Raw genomic sequence first — 18,467 nt, forward strand, 5'->3', positions numbered from 1 at the left:
CCGCAGGCCCGGACCCTGGATCGTTCCAGGGCACGGACCCACGTCGACTTCACGGCCTGACGGCCACCTACGCTCAGCCGTCAGCTACCACCCTTGGCGGCCTGCAGCAGATCCGCGAGAGAGGTGAACTTGACCCGGGGCCGGCCCGAATCCTTACCGGCGCCACGTTCCGCCTGGTCGATGGCCTTCCAGCCGACCCGGTCCACCAGATCGGGCTGACGTTCCCGCACCAGGGCACGCAGCGCGTCGCGGTCGGCCGTGGGAGCGACCAGTTTGCCCGCGATGAAGTCGGCGATCAGCCCCTCTACGGTTTCCGCCGAATCGACCCGGTTGGAACCGATGACCCCGCGCGGGCCGCGCTTGATCCAGCCACTCACGTACACCCCGGTCACCGGCTGACCGTCCGCACCGGTGACGCGCCCGTGTTCGTTGGGGACGACCGCGCGCCTGTCGTCGAACGGCAGATCCGGAATCGGCCGTCCGCGATAGCCGATCGACCGTAGGACGAGGGAAGCCGGCAGACTTCCGACCTCGCTGGTGGGGCGGGCATTCAGGATCCCGTCCTCTTCCACCAGTTCGTTGCGGGCGTATTCCAGTCCTTCGACCTTGTCCGTACCGGTGACGGCGATCGGGGCGGCCAGATATTTGAATACGATCCGCTTGTTGCCCTCGGCCACAGGTTCGGCGGCGAATTCCTCGGCGAGCGCGTATTTCAGCTTCAGCGAGGGCTCGGCATCCGGGTGGTCGAGCAGCGCCTGCGAAGCCGGATCGAGTTCCAGCTCGGCCGGGTCGATCACGATATCCACCCCCGACAGGTGCGTCAGCGCCAGGAACTCCGGCGAGGTGTAGGCCGCCTGCAGCGGGCCGCGCCGGCCCAGCACCACGACCTCGCGGATAGCGCTGCCGCGCAGCGCGGCCAGTGCGTGATCGGCGATATCGGTTTTCGCGAGTTCGTCGGGGTCCACGGTCAGCACCCGGGCGACATCGAGCGCGACATTGCCGTTACCGACGATGATCGCCCGCTCACCCGAGAGGTCGAAGACGCGGTCGGCGTAGTCGGGATGGCCGTTGTACCAGGCCACGAACTCGGTCGCGGAGTGGCTGCCGGGCAGTTCCTCGCCCGGGATGCCCATCCGCCGGTCCGAGGAGGCACCCACCGCGTAGAGGACGGCGTGATGATGCGCCAGCAGTTCCTCATGAGTGATGTGTTTGCCGACCTCGACGTTCAGGTAGTACTGCAGGGTGTCGCGCCGGAACGCCGATTCGAACATGCCCGCGACGGTCTTGGTGCCCGGATGGTCGGGCGCCACACCCGCGCGGACCAGACCCCACGGCGTGGGCAGCCGGTCGAACATCTCCACCTGGACATCGCAGCGCCGCAGCAGTTCATCGGCCGCGTAGGCGGCTGCCGGGCCGGCACCGACGATCGCGACCCGCAGCGTGCCCAGTTCCTTGGGCGGGCGCACCGGGGTCGAGATCGGATCCAGGTTCGATTCCAGCGGATGCCGTTCGAACCAGGCTGCGTTGATCTCCCGGAACCGGGCCAGCGACGCGGACAGATCGTCCTCGGAGAAGATGGCCTCCACCGGGCACGCGTCGACACAGGCGCCACAGTCGATACAGGTGTCGGGGTCGATGTAGAGCATTTCGGTCGTCGCGAATTCCGGCTGATCCGGAGTCGGGCGGATGCAGTCGACCGGGCACTCGGAAACGCAGCTCGCGTCGTTACAGCAACGCTGCGTGATTACGTAGGCCATATTTGTACAGATCCTCGAGACTTATATGCGGGCTGGTGCCGTCCGGGTCGCGGGTGGCAGGGCGTGACGACTGAGCGTGGGCCGGGGTCGCCGTCCCACCCTCCATTGTGACGCCGCTTTCAGTTTGCCTCGAGTGTGTGATGGATCTCCGCACCGAGGGGTGCTTACGGTAGTCCCATGGCTCGAACTCTGATCTTGATGCGGCACGGGAAATCGGCATATCCGGCCGGGATCGAGGACCATGAGCGCCCGCTGGCGCCGCGTGGGCAACGCGAAGCCGCCCTGGCCGGTACCTGGTTACGGGAGACCCAGCCGCCGATCGACGCGGTCCGCTGTTCCACCGCGACCCGCACCCGGGACACTCTCACCGCCACCGGCATCGACGCACCGGTCGAGTTCGAATCCGGGATCTACGAGGCGACGGCCGACTATCTGGTCGAACTCGTAGGCCGCACCGATCCGGCCGTCTCGACCCTGCTGGTGATCGGCCATGCCCCGGGTATGCCGTGGACGGCCTGGGACCTGGCGGCCGCGCACGATACCGAGGATGCTCTGCGGCTGAGTCGCAAATTCCCGACCTCCGCCCTGGCGGTGCTGCGTTTCACCGACGCGTGGGACCGGGTGGGGCCGGGTCAGGGCGATCTGGTGAGCTTCCACGTCCCACGCTGACGCTCAGCGCAGCAGTTTGCTGCCGAACACCGCTCCGGCGCCGAGTACGACGAGCAACAGGAATGCCGCCCAGCCGCCGATCAGCCACCAGACCAGACCGAACACCACCACGATCGGTGCCACCGCGATGGCGGTGATCACCGGGCTCTCCTTGACCGTGGCCCACGCCGAACGCGCGCGGACCCGGTCGATTTCCTTGGCCATCTCCCCAGGTTACGTGCCGGAACCCGGATGCGCTGGTACGCGCGGGTTCCTGATGGCGATCCCCCTGGACGAGCGCAGCCCGGCCACCCGGCCGAGCACGCCGCCGGCGCCGGTCCGGGCTGAGTACGCTGGCGCTCGGCGGCACGGCCACCGGCCGTGGCGCCGTGTTCAGAAGTATCCGGACGCGGAAAGGAGCTGCGGAGATGACCGAAGCGACCGAACAGAGCAAGGTGCTGCGCAATCCCGGCGAGAACCGTTACGAGGTGTGGTACGGCGCCGAACTGGCCGGATTCGCGGAGTACACCGAACGGGGTGGGGAAACCGTCTTCACCCATACCGAGATCGGCCCGGAATTCGGCGGAAAGGGGCTGGGTAGCCGGCTTGCCGAATTCGCGATCACCGACACCGTGGACCGCGGGCGCAAGATCCGGCCCGAATGCCCGTTCATCCGCAGCTATCTGGAGAAGCACCCGCAGTACGGCGAGCACGTGGTCGGCGTCGATGAGTGATCTCGATCCGCATCCGGCCGAGACCCTGTGCGAGCCGGGTATCGGTCCGGGTCCGGTAGCGCGGTTGTATCCGGCGCGTGAGGTTCCGCTGGGCGGGGTGCGCGGTACCTACGTGGAACGGACCCTGCCGCAGCGGGATCTGCCGACCGTCGGCGCCTGGTGCTTCCTGGACTATTTCGGCGCACCCACGGTCACTGTCACCGGCGCACCGCCCGATATCGACCCGCATCCGCATATCGGTCTACAGACCGTCACCTGGCCGTTCGAGGGGATGATCCGGCACCGGGATTCGGTGGGCTCGGATGTGCGGATCGAACCCGGCCAGCTCAACCTGATGACCTCCGGTCGCGGTATCGCCCATTCCGAGTACACGGTCCCCGCTGCCCCGGCCGGGCGCGGATTGCAGTTGTGGATCGCGCTGCCCGACGGTCACCGCGATATCGCGCCGCATTTCGAACAGCATCGGAACCTGCCCGTTCACACCGCCCCGGGGCTGCGGGCGATCGTATTGCTGGGCTCGCTGGCCGGGGTCACCTCGCCCGCGATCGTCTACACCCCGCTGGTGGGGGCCGATATCGAGATCGATCCGGCCACCGCGGCCACGCTGCCGTCGAACCCGGAGTTCGAGTACGCGCTTTTGGTGGTCGAGGGCACGGTGACCGCCGCCGGGACCGAGCTCACGCCGGGCCCGCTGCTGTATCTGGGCACCGGGCGCGACAATCTCGAACTGTCCAGCGACTCCGGTGGCCGTTTCGCCCTGATCGGCGGGGAGCCGCTCGCCGAGGAACTGGTGATGTGGTGGAATTTCGTCGCCCGTGATCACGCGGAGATCGTGGCGGCCCGTACGGATTGGGAGTCGCACCATACCGGGCGTTTCGGCGATATCGCCGGTCATACTCCCGATCAGCGCATTCCGGCGCCACCGCTGCCCGGCGGGCAGCTGAAACCGCGCGCCCGGCGACCGCACGGCAGCTGATCCGGATCAGGGCTTGTCTGGAGTGCACTCCAGGTGGATAACGTTGTCCTCGTTCGACGAGAGGATATCGGGCGCCACACATAAATTGTTGTGGCGCAGCAACTTTAGACAAGAGAGGTAGTCCTGTGAGTGTTACCGGACCCAGCCTGGACGTCACCGACCCGGCACGGGAGCTCCCCCGGCATTCGATCGGGGCCGCCGCCCGGCACTGCGGACTGAGCCAGGACACCCTGCGCTGGTACGAGCGCATCGGCCTGCTCGCCCATATCGGCCGCGACAACACCGGTAAACGCCGGTTCAGCGACCGGGACCTGGACTGGCTGACCCTGATCACCCGGTTGCGCACCACAGGTATGACGGTGGCGGACATGATCAGGTACGCCGAATTGGTCCGCGCCGGCGCGAGCACCATCCCCGAACGGCTCGCGATGTTCCGCAAGACCCGCGCCGATGTCCTCGAACGTATCGCCGAACTCGAACAGACCGTGGCGGTGCTGGATCACAAGATCTCGATCTATGAACAGCAGACCCTCAGTGACGCCGTCCGGTCGACCGACAACGCAGCTTCGTGAAGGGATACCCGAGACCATGACCACCTCCGCAGTACTGCCGACCACCACGCTGGGCACCGACGGGATCCGGGTCGGAGTTCAAGGACTGGGCTGCATGGGTATGAGCGAGTTCTACGGCCCCACCGATCGCACGGAATCCCGCGCGACGCTGGATCACGCTCTCGAACTCGGCGTCACCCTGTTCGACACCGCCGATATCTACGGCTCCGGCGACAACGAGGAATTCCTGAGCGATTTCGTCCGCGCCAACCGGGACCGGATCGTCCTGGCCACGAAATTCGCCATCCTGCGGAAGGCCGACGATCCGCAGTATCGCGGTATCGACAATTCACCCGACTACATCCGTGCGGCCGTGGACGCCAGTTTGCGCCGGCTCGGTACCGACACCATCGACCTGTACTACATGCACCGGCGCGATCCCCGGGTGCCGATCGAGGACAGCGTGGGTGTGATGGCCGAACTGGTGCGGGCGGGCAAGGTGCGCGCGCTCGGCCTGTCCGAGGTCACCGGTGACGAGCTGCGTGCCGCGCACGGGGTCCATCCGATCGCGGCGGTGCAGTCGGAGTGGTCGCTGTTCTCCCGGGATGTCGAGCGCACGGCCGTTCCCGCCGCCGCCGAGCTGGGTGTCACCTTCGTGCCCTATTCACCGCTGGGCCGTGGCTTCCTCACCGGCGCCCTACCCAGCACCGGAGATCTGGCCGAGGGCGATTTCCGGCGGAACATGCCGCGTTTCACCGGCGACAACGCCACCCACAATGCCGGGCTCCTCGCGCCGCTGCACGCCATCGCCGAGGCCCGCGAACTCACACCGGCCCAGATCGCACTGGCCTGGGTGCAGTCCCGCGCGCAGGTCCACGGGCTACCGGTGGTTCCCATTCCGGGCACCCGGCGCCGGACCCGGCTGGCGGAGAACGCCGCGGCCGCCACCGTCACGCTGACCGCCGCGGAACTGGACCGGCTGGAGCCGATCGCCGGGCAGGTCGCCGGGCCGCGCTATCCGGATATGTCGTTCACGTCGGCGGGCCGCGAGTAGGACGGCTGCTCGCCCGAATCCAGCCGCTGGGTACCGATGACGCGGAGCAGTTCCATCTTCTCCGCGGCGTCGGTGCCCGGCAGCGGCCAGTAGATGAGCAGTCGCTGGGTGGCGCTCGGGGTGAGCAGGGTTTCGCAGAACACCTCGATCACGCCTACCTCGGGGTGCACGGCGCTCTTGGTGTCGGAGAGCCGGACCGCCACTTCGTGTTCGTTCCACAACCGATCGAACTCCGCACTTGCCGTGCGCAGCGCGCCGACGAACTCGACGACGTCCGGGTCCTTGGGCCGCCGGGCCGCCGTGGCACGCAGATCGGCCACCTGCCGCCGGGACAACCGGTCCGCATCCTGCGCCGGTGCGAGCACCCGGATCGCCGGATCGGTGAACCACCGCCACGCATGGAACCGTTCCCAGCCGGGCCGCTCGGTCTGATCGCCGAAGAGCAGGATGTGCATCCGGTTCTGTACCAGGCATTCACCCAGGTCGGTGATGACCGCGGCCGGGATATCGTCCAGCTTCGCCAGTACGTGCATGAGCCCCGGGCCCACATGTTTGTCCGTCCGGCTCCCGCCGGGCGGGGCGTGATCGCACAGCAGATAGACGTGATCGCGTTCGTCACCGGTACACCGCAGCGCGCGGGTGAGGGCCGCGAGCACCTGTGTGGACGGCCGCGGACCGCGCGCCTGCTCCAGCCGCGTGTAGTAGTCGGTGGAGATCCCGGCCAGTTGCGCCACTTCGTCACGCCGCAGGCCCGGGGTCCGGCGCCGGGCACCCGGCGGCAGCCCCACCGCCTCGGTGGTGAGCTGTTCCCGGCGGCGGCGGAGGAAATCGGCGAGTTCGCTGCGATCCATACCTCCACTGTCGCGCACCACCGCACGGTCAGCCAGGGACCGCCGATCCCCCGATAAAGCGTCTCTGCCGCGGGCGCGAACGTTCCGCCACCGTGGAAGCCATGACGAACACACAGATTGCAGTCGCACAGCTGGGCAGCACCGGCCCGACGGTCGGGCGTATCGGGCTCGGCGCGATGGGGATGTCGGGTTCCTACGGCCCCGCCGATAGCACCGAATCGACCGCCACCGTGCACGCCGCGCTCGATTCCGGCGCCCGGCTCGTGGATACCGGTGATTTCTACGCTATGGGCCACAACGAAATGCTGGTGGGCCGCGCCATCGCCGACCGGCCCCGGGAGGAAACGATCCTCAGTGTGAAGTTCGGCGGGATGATCGGCCCGGACGGCACCTGGCAGGGGTTCGACGGCCGTCCGGCCGCGCTGCGAAACTTCTTGAGCTACAGCCTGCGCCGGCTCGGGGTCGATCACGTCGACATCTATCGTCCGGCACGGCTGGACCCGGCGGTGCCGATCGAGGACACCGTCGGCGCCATCGCCGAACTCGTCGACGCCGGATATGTGCGGTATATCGGCCTTTCCGAAGTGGGCGCCGAGACGCTGCGCCGGGCCGCCGCGGTGCACCCGATCGCCGATCTACAGATCGAGTACTCACTGTTCTCGCGCGGAATCGAAACCGCGATCCTGCCCGTGTGCCGGGAACTCGGTATCGGTATCACCGCGTACGGGGTACTCTCCCGCGGCCTGCTCAGCGATACCGCTCCCGGCCGCTCCACCGAATTCGCGCAGTCGGACTACCGGGCCCATTCGCCCCGTTTCCAGGGCGACAACCTCGCCGCCAACCTGGAGCTGGTCGATGCGCTGGCCGCGCTCGCGCAGCGCAAGGGCGTCTCCACCGCCCAGCTGGCCATCGCCTGGGTGCTGAGCCGCGGCGACGATATCGTTCCGGTGATCGGCTCGCGGACCCGCGCCCGCTGGTCGGAGGCACTCGGCGCACTCGACGTCACCCTCGACGACGCGGATATCGCCGCTGTCGAAGCCGCGGTTCCGGCCGAGGGTGTGGCGGGTAGCCGGTATGCGCAGGCGCAGATGAAAGCGCTCGACAGCGAGCGCTGAAGCCGTACGGGTCCGCCGAGTGGCCCGGCCGGTCCACCACAGCCGCTATCACCTCGTCCTCGCCGGCACCGGCCGTATCGGGAGAAGCGGGGGTCAGGGCACTGTCCGGCGATCAGCCGCAGGTCGGCGGTGACCATGCCTCGGGTCTGCCGCGGTTCGGCAACCGTCCGCCTTTTCGCCGGCCGGGCACCGATTCATTCGGGCCCGGCCGGCGACTGGCCCCGATAGCTACTTCGCCAGCAGTGCGTCCAGTGCGCGGTAGCTGGCATTGAGTCCCTCCGCCATACCCGACTGCAGCATTCCGTCCCGCTCCTCCGGAGTGTGGAACTGGCTCACCGTCACCACCCGGGTACGCCCGTCGCCGAGGTCCTCGAAAGACGCGCCGTCGATGGCGACGTGCGCGGGCATACCGTCCCATTCGAAGGACTGCACGATCCGCTCCCGCGGCACAATTTCCCGGATCCGGCCCTCGAACCCGTGCGACTGCCCGTCGGCGTGCTCCACGAAACGCCAGTGCCCGCCGACCCGGAACTCCCAGCGCTCGACATCGACGCGATTACCCCGGCCCCACCACTGGATGAGCTGTTCGAGGCGGGTGTAGGCGTCCCAGACCCGCTCACGCGGGGCGTTGAAAACCCGCTCGATCCGGATCTCGCGGTCCGCGGCGGCAGTGACGACGGCTTCTTCGGTGGCAGTGCTCATTGTTCGTGCTCCGTTCGTTGCAGGAATTCGCCGAGACGGTCCATGCGCGCTTCCAGCATCTGCCGGTAGCTCTGGAGCCAGGCCATCTCCCGTTCGAACACATCGGGACCGATCCGGCAGTACCGGACCCGGCCCCGCTTCTCCGTGACCACCATGCCCGCGTCCTCGAGCAGCTGGATGTGCTTCTTGATGCCGGTGAGGGTCATCGAGAATTCGTCCGCCAGGTCGCTGACGGTGGCGGGACCACGGCCGAGCCGCTCGAGGATGCCCCGTCGGGTGGGGTCCGCGAGCGCCCCGAAGGAGGCGTCCAAGAACTCATACTGAACCATCTAGTTCAGTATGAGCCGGTACGGACGGGATGTCAACAGGCGACAGTGAAGAGCTCGTAGCCGTGCCCCTCCGGCGATTATTTGCATGTGATACACACGTAATATATATGCGAGACACATGCAATTTTCCGAAGAGGATAGATTGGTCTATATGAGCGGCAGCTCCATTCCCGCAGACGGCGGGCCCGCCCTGTTCCGGCTGGTTCGGTTCTGGTCCCGGCGCTGGATACAGCGCGGCGCGGGCGAGCAGAGCACGGAGCTGCACAACGCTGCGCACGTACAGGTTGTGGAAGCGGTGGCCGGCGCCGCCGGCGCCCCGGACGAGGCGACCATTACCGCGGTCGCCCACCAGCTCGGTCTCGACCATTCCGGCGCCAGCCGGATGGTCCGCGACGCCACCACCGCCGGTTATCTGTCCCGCCGCGAATCCGAACTCGACCGCCGGCGCACCGCCCTGCATCTCACCCCGGCGGGTACCCGCCTGCTGGCCGACGCCCACGATTGGCAACGCCGCGTATTCGACCGGCTTACCGGCGACTGGTCCCCCGCCGACCGCCGCCGGTTCGCCGGCTATCTACAGCGACTGGCCGACGAGCTCCCGAACAACCAGTGAGCGGAGACCGAACGGCGCGCCCGGATCACCACCTGTAGTCGAGGAACTTCCCGTCGAACGTGATGACGACGCGGTCACCGTCGGGATCGGGGCGCCGGGCGAAATCGACCTTGAAGTTGATAGCACTCATGATCCCGTCGCCGAACTCCTCGTGGATGAGTTCCTTCAACGCCGGCCCGTATACCGAGATCGCCTCCACGAAGCGATAGATGGTGGGATCGCTCATGAGCGCCGGATCCGCGCCGCGGGCGGGCTGCAGCGCCAGACTCTCGGCCACCGCGTGGTCCAGTCCGAGCAGGCCGCAGACCGTGCGGGCCTGCTCCGGCGTCATCGGATGCTGTCCGAGCAGCGCGGCAGTGGTCCAGACCAGCGGAGCACCGAGTTCCCCGGCGATATCGGCCCAGGACAGTCCCTGGCGGATACGTGCGGCGACAACGAGATCGGCGGCCGCGCGCTTGCTCATGATCGGTTCCATACGAGACTCCTAGCATCGGGAAACATCGAAAGCCTCCCATCGCCGGGCACTGTGAACCGAATCGGTATCACAATGTTTACCTTCGCGATATCGCGGTCGTGCGTGGCTGTTGCACAGAGTCGTACTCCGGAGGTACACCACCGCGCGCAATCCGGTGAGGGCCCGGTAACACGGGCGCTGTCGGCTCGATACGGACGGGAAATCTCGGCATCGCACACTTCGGCACGGAGCACCACAATTGAAGGGCGTGCCATGTCTTATATCGAACCAGCGGATTTCGTCGGGAAAATGGTCGACGCCGGCGAGGCGAAGGCATTCATGTCCACGCGCGATACGGTGATCCGCGCCTATATGGCGGGCGCGATCCTGGCGCTCGCCGCGGCCTTCGCGGTCACCATCACCGTGCAGACGGGCGAGGCGCTGCTCGGCGCGGTCCTCTTCCCGGTCGGCTTCTGCATGCTCTACCTTCTCGGATTCGACCTGCTCACAGGCGTTTTCACCCTGGTACCGCTGGCCTGGCTGGACCGGCGACCCGGTGTCACCTGGCGGGCCCTGCTACGCAACTGGGGGCTGGTGTTCGCCGGCAACTTCCTCGGCGCGTTCACCGTCGCGGTCATGATGGCGATCATTGTGACCATGGGCTTCTCGATGGACCCCAACGAAGTCGGCCAGAAACTCGGCGAAATCGGTGTTTCGCGCACCGTCGGCTACGCCGACCACGGTGCCGCGGGAATGCTCACCCTTTTCGTCCGCGGTGTGCTGTGCAATTGGATGGTCTCCACCGGTGTGGTCGCGGCGATGATGTCGACCTCGGTATCCGGAAAGGTCATCGCCATGTGGATGCCGATCATGCTGTTCTTCTATATGGGATTCGAGCATTCGATCGTCAATATGTTCCTGTTCCCCTCCGGACTCCTGCTGGGTGGCGATTTCTCGATCGGCGACTACCTGATCTGGAACGAGATCCCCACGGTGATCGGCAATCTGATCGGCGGCCTGACCTTCGTCGGCCTGACCCTCTACGCGACACACGCGCGTACTGCCACGCCGCGGCCGCGACCCGTCGCCGAAACACCCGAGCTCGAAGCGTCCGAGCCGGCAGCCGACAGCGAGCCGGTCGCGACCCGGGCCTGAGCGGAGCCGCTCAGCCACCGGGCGCCAGCGCCGATGCGGGCGACCGGGTCGCCTCCGTGGCCCAGTAGTCGGTGTCGATGGCCGCGTTCTGTGCGGCGAAGAAGCGGCGGCGATTCTCCGCGTTCGACGGGTCGGTGATGTAATCGGTCACGGTCTCGGAGACACGTCCGGCGTGTTCGTCACCGATCCAGCGCAGTATCTGGGCCGCGTCCCCGGCGGAATACATCGCCGTCTCCTCCCCCGACGCGACCTTCTGGATGCGGTTCAATCCCTCCCGGCTCGGCGCGGCCATATACTCCTCGCCCACCCGGCGCGCCGAACCCTGTAACTCGACCCCTTCCCGGCCGAACGCATAGGTGAGGGCCGCCCGTTCCAGTTCCGCGTGGGCTGCCGGGGTGTTCATCGACGCGGCGTAGTTGGAGGCCGCGACGACTTCGGCCAGATTCTTATCGGTCAGTGGCACATCACCCGCGTGCTTGTACAGGTATCCCCGCGCTTCCACGGCGCGCTGGATCATATCCTCGTCGGTGAACCCGGCGCCGCGCAGCGAGGCGGCCACCTGGCCGAGAAACGCGCCGCCGCCGACCAGCACCCCGTCGACCGCGGCGGCCGCGCCGCGCGCCGTATTCACCCCACCGCGGCCGTCGTTACGGGCGACGGCCGTCGCATCGCGGGCGGCGTGCGAGAGATGTAGTCGGTCGAGGTAGGCGTGGGTGGCCAGCCCATCGGGGCCACCGGCCTTCTCACCGTTCCATCGGGCGTTCCACACGCCCCACTGGTCGAGCATCGCGCTCTGCCGCTTCATCGAATGCGGTTCCAGCGGTGATACCCGGTTGAACAGCCAGGCCGAGGCCGGGTTGTTGTTCAAAGTTCCGAGCGCGGCGGCACCGGCGATCAGGCCGAGTCCCGGAACCCCGGCGTTATCGAGACCGCTGGACCCCATACCGAGCGCCGTCGACCCACCACCGCCGCCACCCGCGCCTCCGCCGCCCGGCCCCTGCTGCAGGGCGAGCGCGAACCGGTTGACGATCCACTCGTTGCCCTGATGCAACGCGCCGACGAGGCGCCGGAACTGGAGCAGCCCGACGATTTCCACCACGGCGCCGAGGATCAGCACCACTGTCCCCTGGCCGGGGGCCTGATCGAAGAGATTGTCGAGGAACAGTACGTACAACCCGAGATAGATGATGTAGACCGCCATCACGACGGCGCCGTAGAAACTGTCCACGAGATTGCGCACCAGAAACGTCTGTGTCGGACCGTAGACGAATCCGCCTGCCGCGAAGCCGAATATCGCGGCGAAGCCGTGGAAGATCGAATCGAGCGCGGACCAGATGATCTTGACCGAGAGGTAGGCCCCGAAGGCGAGCAGGATCCCGGCGCAGAGCAACATGACCAGACCCGAACCGACCTGCCCCATACTCGGGTTCAGCGCCGCGTGGTACGCCGCCAGATCCCCGCACGCACGCAATCCGGATACCACCGCGGACTCCGAACCCCGCTGCACTCCTGCCGTCCAACTGGCCGCACAGGCCGCCCGATCGTCGATCACATGCCCGAAATTCCACACCTGCAGTGGTTGCCGGGCGAAATTGTCGGCCAGGTTCTCCTGCATAGTCGCCACCAGCCCGGCGGGGTCGGCGTAGGTGTGCCCGGTCAGCCCGGCCGCGACGGAGATTCCGAGATCGCGCCCCTGCGACATCAACCCGTGCGAGGACAGCACGTCCTCCAGCGGCTCGGCCATGAACACCGGGCCGATCACGGCGACCCCGACCATGGTGACCACCTGCGTGGCCGCTCGCGCGTGGAAACCGCGCAGTACGAACCAGGCGACGATGAACGCGCCGATCGAGGTGGCGACGATGAGCACCATCGGGATGCCGATCTGCGCGTCGAGGCTCCTGGCGATCCCGGACAGCGCTCGACCGAACGGATCGAGCCAATGGAAACTCATCGTGTAGCCGATCACCCAGATCGCGCCCGTCACTATGACGATATAGCCGGCGAATTCCAGACCGAGCACGACGGCGACGGCGGTTTCCAGCGGTTCGAACAGACTGCCGGGTGAGGTGGCGAACCGGTAGTGCGTGAGCTCGACGCCCCGGGAATCCCGGATGTTCATCCAGTTCAGTGCGGGAAAGCCCGCATTCGCGACCGATTCGGAGTCGCCCGACGCCGCCAGCGCGGTGGCCCCGAGCACGGCGGGTAGGACGAACAGGGCGGTCGCGAGAACTGCCAGCCGACGGATCCACCGCCGCCGACGCGAGCTCGGCGCGAGCTCACCGCCGCTGCCACGCCGGGTGCGGCGGACGCGACTACGGTGATCGGATACAGGATTTCGGCTCGGCATGACCCTCCGGCGGTCGTCGGATCGGGAACTGTTCGACGACGTCGGCAGACAGTGCGGGCCAAGGTTATTCGCCGGCGTTCGACCGAACTACACATCCGCGCAACGTGATCGAAATGCTCGGTTCACCTCCGTGCGCCATCGCCGGCGCGCGGCCCGGGATCTACTCGCCGCGATACTGCTCGACTCCGGAGTACCGGTATCCGGCGATCCCCACGTACCGGACCGGTCGTAGGAACCCGTTCGCTTCGGGGCTCTGAACACGAGTTCGGCCCGCTCCGACAGGGAGCGGGCCGAACGTTTGCCGCGGTCTACCGGTTACCGGTAGTCGCTGAATCCGTAATCGTCCAGCGGAACGGCGGCACCGGTGGTGGCACCGAAGCCCTCCGGGCTGTAGTAGGTGTCGTCGTAGGACGGCACCGCGTACGCCGCGGCACGGGCCTCCTCGGTCGGCTGAACCTGGATGTTGCGGTACCGGTTGATACCGGTACCGGCCGGGATCAGCTTACCGATGATCACGTTCTCCTTGAGACCGATGAGCTTATCGGAGCGGCAGTTGATGGCCGCGTCCGTGAGGACTCGGGTGGTCTCCTGGAAGGACGCCGCCGACAACCACGAATCGGTGGCCAGCGACGCCTTGGTGATACCCATCAGCACCGGACGACCCGCCGCGGGTTCGCGCCCCTCGGCGACGACCCGGCGGTTGGACGCCTCGAACTCGGCCCGCTCGGTGAGCGAACCGGGCAGGAACTCGGTGGCGCCCGAGTCGATGATCGTCACCCGGCGCAGCATCTGGCGGACGATGACCTCGATGTGCTTGTCGTGGATCGACACACCCTGGCTCCGGTAGACCTCCTGGACCTCGTGGACCAGGTGGATCTGAACCTGCCGGGGGCCCATCACACGCAGCACCTCGTGCGGATCCGCAGCACCTTCCAGCAGCTGCTGGCCGACCTCGACGTGGTCACCGTCGGACAGCAGACGCTCGCTGCCGTCGTCGTGCTTGAACACACGCAGCCGCTGACGCTTGGACAGCTTGTCGTAGACCACATCGTCCCCGCCGTCGTCGGGAATGATGGTGATCTTGTAGAAGCGGTCGTCGTCCTCCAGCCGGATCCGGCCCGACACCTCGGCGATCGGTGCCTTGCCCTTGGGCACCCGAGCCTCGAAGAGCTCCTGCACACGGGGCAGACCACCGGTGATGTCATCACCCGCGACACCACCCTGGTGGAAGGTACGCATGGTGAGCTGGGTACCGGGTTCACCGATGGACTGCGCGGCGACGATACCGACGGCCTCGCCGATATCGACCAGCTTTCCGGTCGCCATGGAGCGGCCGTAGCAGGTCGCACAGACACCGGTGCCGGTGGTGCAGGTCAGCACGGAGCGGACCCGCACCTCGGTGATACCGGCGTCCAGAAGCGCCTCGATCGCGGGATCGCCCAGGTCCGCGCCCTTGCCGACCACGACGTTGCCACTCTCGTCGAGCGCGTCGGAGGCCAGCGTGCGGGCATAGGCCGAGGTCTCCACGTGCGCGTCGCGGATCAGCGTGCCGTCGGCAAGCCTCTCCGCGATGTGCACGGTGATACCGCGTTCGGTGGCGCAATCGTGCTCGCGCACGATGACGTCCTGGGAGACGTCGACCAGACGACGGGTCAGGTAACCCGAGTCGGCGGTACGCAGCGCGGTATCGGCCAGACCCTTACGAGCACCGTGGGTGTTGATGAAGTACTCCAGCACCGTCAGGCCCTCACGGAAGGAGGACTTGATCGGCCGCGGGATGAACTCACCCTTCGGGTTCGTCACCAGGCCCTTCATACCGGCGAGGGTACGGGTCTGGGTGAAGTTACCCGTGGCGCCCGAATCGACGATCGTGATGATCGGGTTATCGGCCGGGTAGTGCGCACGCAGCGCCCTACCGACCTCTTCGGTCGCCTCCTGCCAGATCTTGACCAGGGCGTTGTTTCGCTCCTGGTGATCGAGCGCACCACGCTGGTACTTCTTCTCGATCTGATCGGACTGCGCCTCGTAGCGCTCCATGATCTCGGCCTTCTCCGGCGGAACGAGCACGTCCGACATGGAGACGGTGACACCCGAACGCGTGGCCCAGTAGAAGCCGGCGTCCTTGAGCTTGTCGACGGTCTGCGCGACCACGATCATCGGGTAGCGCTCGGCGAGATCGTTGATGATCGTCGCCTGCCGCTTCTTCGGCATCGGCTCGTTGATGAACGCGTAGTCCGCCGGCAGCAACTCGTTGAAGAGCACCCGGCCCAGCGTGGTCTTGGTGGTCCAGGCGTCGCCACGCCGCCAGCCGTCCGGGAACAGCTCCGCTTCGACGTCCTTCTGCGGACGCTGATCGGTGAGCCGCACCTTGATATTCGAACGCACGGTCAGCTCACCGCGGTCGACCGCCATCTGCGCTTCGGCCGGCGAGGAGTACACGCCCTGCTCCGGACCGTCGCCGTTCGCGGGCTGGTACTCACCCTTGGCGCCCTCGTCGAACCGGGTCAGGTAATACAGACCCGTCACCATGTCCAGACGCGGCATGGCCAGCGGGCGACCCGACGCCGGCGACAGGATGTTGTTCGAGGACAGCATCAGGATGCGGGCCTCGGCCTGTGCCTCCGCCGACAGCGGCAGGTGCACGGCCATCTGGTCACCGTCGAAGTCGGCGTTGAACGCCTCACAGACCAGCGGGTGCAGCTGGATGGCTTTACCTTCGACCAGTTGCGGCTCGAAGGCCTGGATACCCAGGCGGTGCAGCGTCGGCGCGCGGTTCAGCAGCACCGGGTGCTCGGCGATGACCTCTTCGAGCACGTCCCACACCTGCGGCCGCTGCCGCTCCACCATCCGCTTGGCGGATTTGATGTTCTGCGCGTGGTTCAGGTCGACCAGCCGCTTCATCACGAACGGCTTGAACAGTTCCAGCGCCATCAGCTTCGGCAGACCGCACTGGTGCAGTTTCAGCTGCGGTCCGACGACGATGACCGAACGGCCGGAGTAGTCGACACGCTTACCGAGCAGGTTCTGCCGGAAACGACCCTGCTTGCCCTTGAGCAGATCGCTCAGGGACTTCAGCGGGCGGTTGCCCGGGCCGGTGACCGGCCGGCCGCGACGGCCGTTGTCGAACAGCGCGTCCACGGACTCCTGCAGCATCCGCTTCTCGTTGTTGACGATGATCTCGGGCGCGCCGAGATCGATCAGTCGCTTGAGGCGGTTGTTGCGGTTGATGACGCGACGGTAGAGGTCGTTCAGGTCGGAGGTGGCGAAGCGGCCACCGTCGAGCTGGACCATCGGCCGCAGTTCCGGCGGGATCACCGGAACGGCGTCGAGCACCATGCCCATCGGCGAGTTGCCGTTGGTCTGGAACGCGGCGACGACCTTCAGGCGCTTGAGCGCACGCAGCTTCTTCTGGCCCTTACCGCTGCGGATGGTCTCCCGCAGGTTCTCGGCCTCGGCCGCGATATCGAAGTTCTCCATCAGCTTCTGGATGGACTCCGCGCCCATCGCACCGGTGAAGTACTCGCCGTAGCGATCGGTGATCTCGCGGTAGAGCACCTCGTCCACGATCAGCTGCTTGGGGGCGAGCTTGGTGAAGGTGGTCCAGATCTCGTCGAGCCGGTCCAGCTCGCGCTGGGCGCGGTCGCGGAGCTGCTTCATCTCCCGCTCGCCGCCGTCCTTGACCTTGCGGCGGACGTCGGACTTGGCGCCTTCGGCCTCGAGCTCGGCCAGATCGGCCTCGAGCTTCTGCGCCCGGGCCTCGAGATCGGCGTCACGCTGGTCGGCGACGGTCTTCTTCTCGACCTCCATCTCCGCCTCGAGCGTGGACAGCTCGTTGTGCCGCATTTCGTCGTCGACAGCGGTGATGACGTAGGCGGCGAAGTAGATGATCTTTTCCAGATCCTTCGGCGCCAGGTCGAGCAGGTAGCCGAGACGGCTCGGCACACCCTTGAAGTACCAGATGTGGGTGACCGGCGCCGCCAGCTCGATATGGCCCATCCGCTCACGGCGCACCTTGGCGCGGGTGACCTCGACGCCACAGCGCTCACAAATGATGCCCTTGAAGCGGACGCGCTTGTACTTACCGCAGTAGCACTCCCAGTCCCGCGTGGGACCGAAGATCTTCTCGCAGAACAGGCCGTCCTTCTCCGGCTTGAGCGTGCGGTAGTTGATGGTCTCCGGCTTCTTCACCTCACCGAAGGACCACTGGCGGATATCGTCGGCGGTGGCCAGGCCGATCCGGAGTTCATCGAAGAAGTTGACGTCTAGCACGTAACTTCCTTTCCCCTGTGCGGGTCGAATACGAGCAAAAGTTCTCTAATGGTTCGAACGCGGTGGCCGGGTACCGAAGCCGTAATCCGTCTACGGCACCCGGCCAACGCCCTAGTTCGCCAGATCGTCGACGGTGGCCGCTTCGTTCCGGGACAGGTTGATGCCCAGATTGGCCGCCGCCCGCTCGAGGTCCTCGTCGTCGCCGTCGCGCATCTCGATGGCCGCGCCGTCCGAGGACAGCACCTCCACGTTGAGGCACAGCGACTGGAGTTCCTTGAGCAGAACCTTGAACGATTCCGGGATGCCCGGCTCCGGAATGTTCTCGCCCTTGACGATCGCCTCGTAGACCTTCACCCGACCCACGACATCGTCGGACTTGATCGTCAACAATTCCTGCAGGGTGTAGGCCGCACCGTAGGCCTGCATGGCCCAGCACTCCATCTCACCGAAACGCTGACCACCGAACTGCGCCTTACCACCCAGCGGCTGCTGAGTGATCATCGAGTACGGACCGGTCGAACGGGCATGGATCTTGTCGTCGACCAAGTGATGCAGCTTCAGGATGTACATGTAACCCACCGCCACCGGATACGGGAACGGCTCACCCGAACGACCATCGAACAACGTCGCCTTACCGTCGTCGTTGACCATGCGCTCACCGTCGCGGTTCGGCCGAGTCGACGCCAGCAGCCCGGTCAGCTCCTCCTCACGCGCACCGTCGAACACCGGAGTCGCGATATTGGAGTCGGCCGGAGCACCCAGCATCTCCTCCGGCAGCGCCTTCGCCCAATCGGGACGGGTGCCGTCGGCAGCGACATCGACCTCCCAGCCGGCTTTACCGACCCAGCCGAGGTGGGTTTCCAGGATCTGCCCGATATTCATACGACGCGGCACACCATGGGTATTCAA

General features: G+C 66.7%; 17 protein-coding genes. 8 read left to right on the forward strand and 9 right to left on the reverse strand.

All coding sequences use genetic code 11. The features are described from left to right. Positions 1-80: 80 nt before the first annotated feature. A complete protein-coding gene (locus IEY68_RS29325; RefSeq protein ID WP_063000262.1) occupies positions 81-1,757 on the reverse strand; it encodes a 4Fe-4S binding protein in 1,677 nt (558 codons plus the stop codon). 177 nt (positions 1,758-1,934) lie between these two features. On the opposite strand from IEY68_RS29325, the gene IEY68_RS29330 reads away from it, so the two are divergent. Next, entirely contained in the window at positions 1,935-2,426 is a 492-nt protein-coding gene (locus tag IEY68_RS29330; protein WP_063000260.1) for a SixA phosphatase family protein, read from the forward strand. A gap of 3 nt (positions 2,427-2,429) precedes the next feature. Here IEY68_RS29330 and IEY68_RS29335 read toward each other — a convergent pair whose 3' ends face one another. Next, the gene (locus IEY68_RS29335; RefSeq protein ID WP_063000258.1) at positions 2,430-2,630 is read right to left on the reverse strand and encodes a hypothetical protein; all 201 of its coding nucleotides are present in this window, start codon (positions 2,628-2,630) and stop codon (positions 2,430-2,432) included. Between the two features lie 203 nt (positions 2,631-2,833). Between IEY68_RS29335 and IEY68_RS29340 the strand changes: the two genes are divergently transcribed. The 4 genes from IEY68_RS29340 (at position 2,834) to IEY68_RS29355 (ending at position 5,720) form a co-directional block, all read left to right on the forward strand. Next, the gene (locus IEY68_RS29340; protein WP_063000256.1) at positions 2,834-3,139 is read left to right on the forward strand and encodes a GNAT family N-acetyltransferase; all 306 of its coding nucleotides are present in this window, start codon (positions 2,834-2,836) and stop codon (positions 3,137-3,139) included. Continuing rightward, complete coding sequence (locus tag IEY68_RS29345) at positions 3,132-4,115, forward strand: pirin family protein (protein ID WP_063000254.1); 984 nt, start codon at positions 3,132-3,134, stop codon at positions 4,113-4,115. Before IEY68_RS29340 ends, IEY68_RS29345 begins: the two co-directional genes overlap by 8 nt. A 125-nt stretch (positions 4,116-4,240) precedes the next feature. Continuing rightward, positions 4,241-4,687: a MerR family transcriptional regulator gene (locus IEY68_RS29350; RefSeq protein WP_229719106.1), complete on the forward strand. Its 447-nt coding sequence runs from the start codon at positions 4,241-4,243 to the stop codon at positions 4,685-4,687. A gap of 16 nt (positions 4,688-4,703) precedes the next feature. After that, positions 4,704-5,720: an aldo/keto reductase gene (locus IEY68_RS29355; protein ID WP_063000252.1), complete on the forward strand. Its 1,017-nt coding sequence runs from the start codon at positions 4,704-4,706 to the stop codon at positions 5,718-5,720. Here the strand turns inward: IEY68_RS29355 and IEY68_RS29360 are convergent. Next, entirely contained in the window at positions 5,681-6,571 is an 891-nt protein-coding gene (locus IEY68_RS29360; RefSeq protein WP_063000326.1) for a helix-turn-helix transcriptional regulator, read from the reverse strand. The two genes, IEY68_RS29355 and IEY68_RS29360, sit on opposite strands and share 40 nt — an antisense overlap. 101 nt (positions 6,572-6,672) lie before the next feature. On the opposite strand from IEY68_RS29360, the gene IEY68_RS29365 reads away from it, so the two are divergent. Next, positions 6,673-7,686 carry an aldo/keto reductase gene (locus IEY68_RS29365; protein WP_063000250.1) on the forward strand — a complete coding sequence of 338 codons (1,014 nt, stop codon included), beginning with the start codon at positions 6,673-6,675 and terminating at the stop codon, positions 7,684-7,686. Positions 7,687-7,914: 228 nt separating this feature from the next. Here the strand turns inward: IEY68_RS29365 and IEY68_RS29370 are convergent, their stop codons facing one another. Together IEY68_RS29370 and IEY68_RS29375 are read right to left on the reverse strand one after the other, a co-directional pair. Further along, complete coding sequence (locus IEY68_RS29370; protein ID WP_063000248.1) at positions 7,915-8,388, reverse strand: SRPBCC family protein; 474 nt, start codon at positions 8,386-8,388, stop codon at positions 7,915-7,917. Further along, a complete protein-coding gene (locus tag IEY68_RS29375) occupies positions 8,385-8,717 on the reverse strand; it encodes an ArsR/SmtB family transcription factor (protein WP_063000246.1) in 333 nt (110 codons plus the stop codon). Before IEY68_RS29375 ends, IEY68_RS29370 begins: the two co-directional genes overlap by 4 nt. A gap of 151 nt (positions 8,718-8,868) precedes the next feature. Between IEY68_RS29375 and IEY68_RS29380 the strand changes: the two genes are divergently transcribed. Next, on the forward strand, positions 8,869-9,330 hold the full coding sequence (locus IEY68_RS29380; RefSeq protein ID WP_063000244.1) for a MarR family winged helix-turn-helix transcriptional regulator: 462 nt from the start codon (positions 8,869-8,871) through the stop codon (positions 9,328-9,330). 25 nt (positions 9,331-9,355) lie between these two features. On the opposite strand, the gene cynS is transcribed toward IEY68_RS29380, so the two are convergent. After that, positions 9,356-9,805, reverse strand: a complete 450-nt coding sequence (cynS, locus tag IEY68_RS29385; RefSeq protein ID WP_063000242.1) for a cyanase — start codon at positions 9,803-9,805, stop codon at positions 9,356-9,358. A 252-nt stretch (positions 9,806-10,057) separates the two neighbouring features. Here cynS and IEY68_RS29390 point away from each other — a divergent pair, with 252 nt between their 5' ends. After that, positions 10,058-10,939 (forward strand): formate/nitrite transporter family protein, encoded by an 882-nt coding sequence (locus tag IEY68_RS29390; protein WP_063000240.1) that lies wholly within the window; start codon positions 10,058-10,060, stop codon positions 10,937-10,939. A gap of 10 nt (positions 10,940-10,949) precedes the next feature. Here the strand turns inward: IEY68_RS29390 and IEY68_RS29395 are convergent, their stop codons facing one another. The 3 genes from IEY68_RS29395 to IEY68_RS29405 form a co-directional block, all read right to left on the reverse strand. Next, positions 10,950-13,289, reverse strand: coding sequence for a hypothetical protein (locus IEY68_RS29395; RefSeq protein ID WP_063000238.1), 2,340 nt, complete (start codon positions 13,287-13,289; stop codon positions 10,950-10,952). Positions 13,290-13,604: 315 nt separating this feature from the next. Continuing rightward, a complete protein-coding gene (locus IEY68_RS29400; RefSeq protein ID WP_063000234.1) occupies positions 13,605-17,558 on the reverse strand; it encodes a DNA-directed RNA polymerase subunit beta' in 3,954 nt (1,317 codons plus the stop codon). 111 nt (positions 17,559-17,669) lie between these two features. Continuing rightward, a partial coding sequence (locus IEY68_RS29405) for a DNA-directed RNA polymerase subunit beta (protein ID WP_444543822.1) occupies positions 17,670-18,467 on the reverse strand: 798 nt, incomplete at its 5' end.

The sequence above is a fragment of the Nocardia jinanensis genome (assembly GCF_014645735.1).
Lineage (GTDB): Bacteria > Actinomycetota > Actinomycetes > Mycobacteriales > Mycobacteriaceae > Nocardia > Nocardia jinanensis.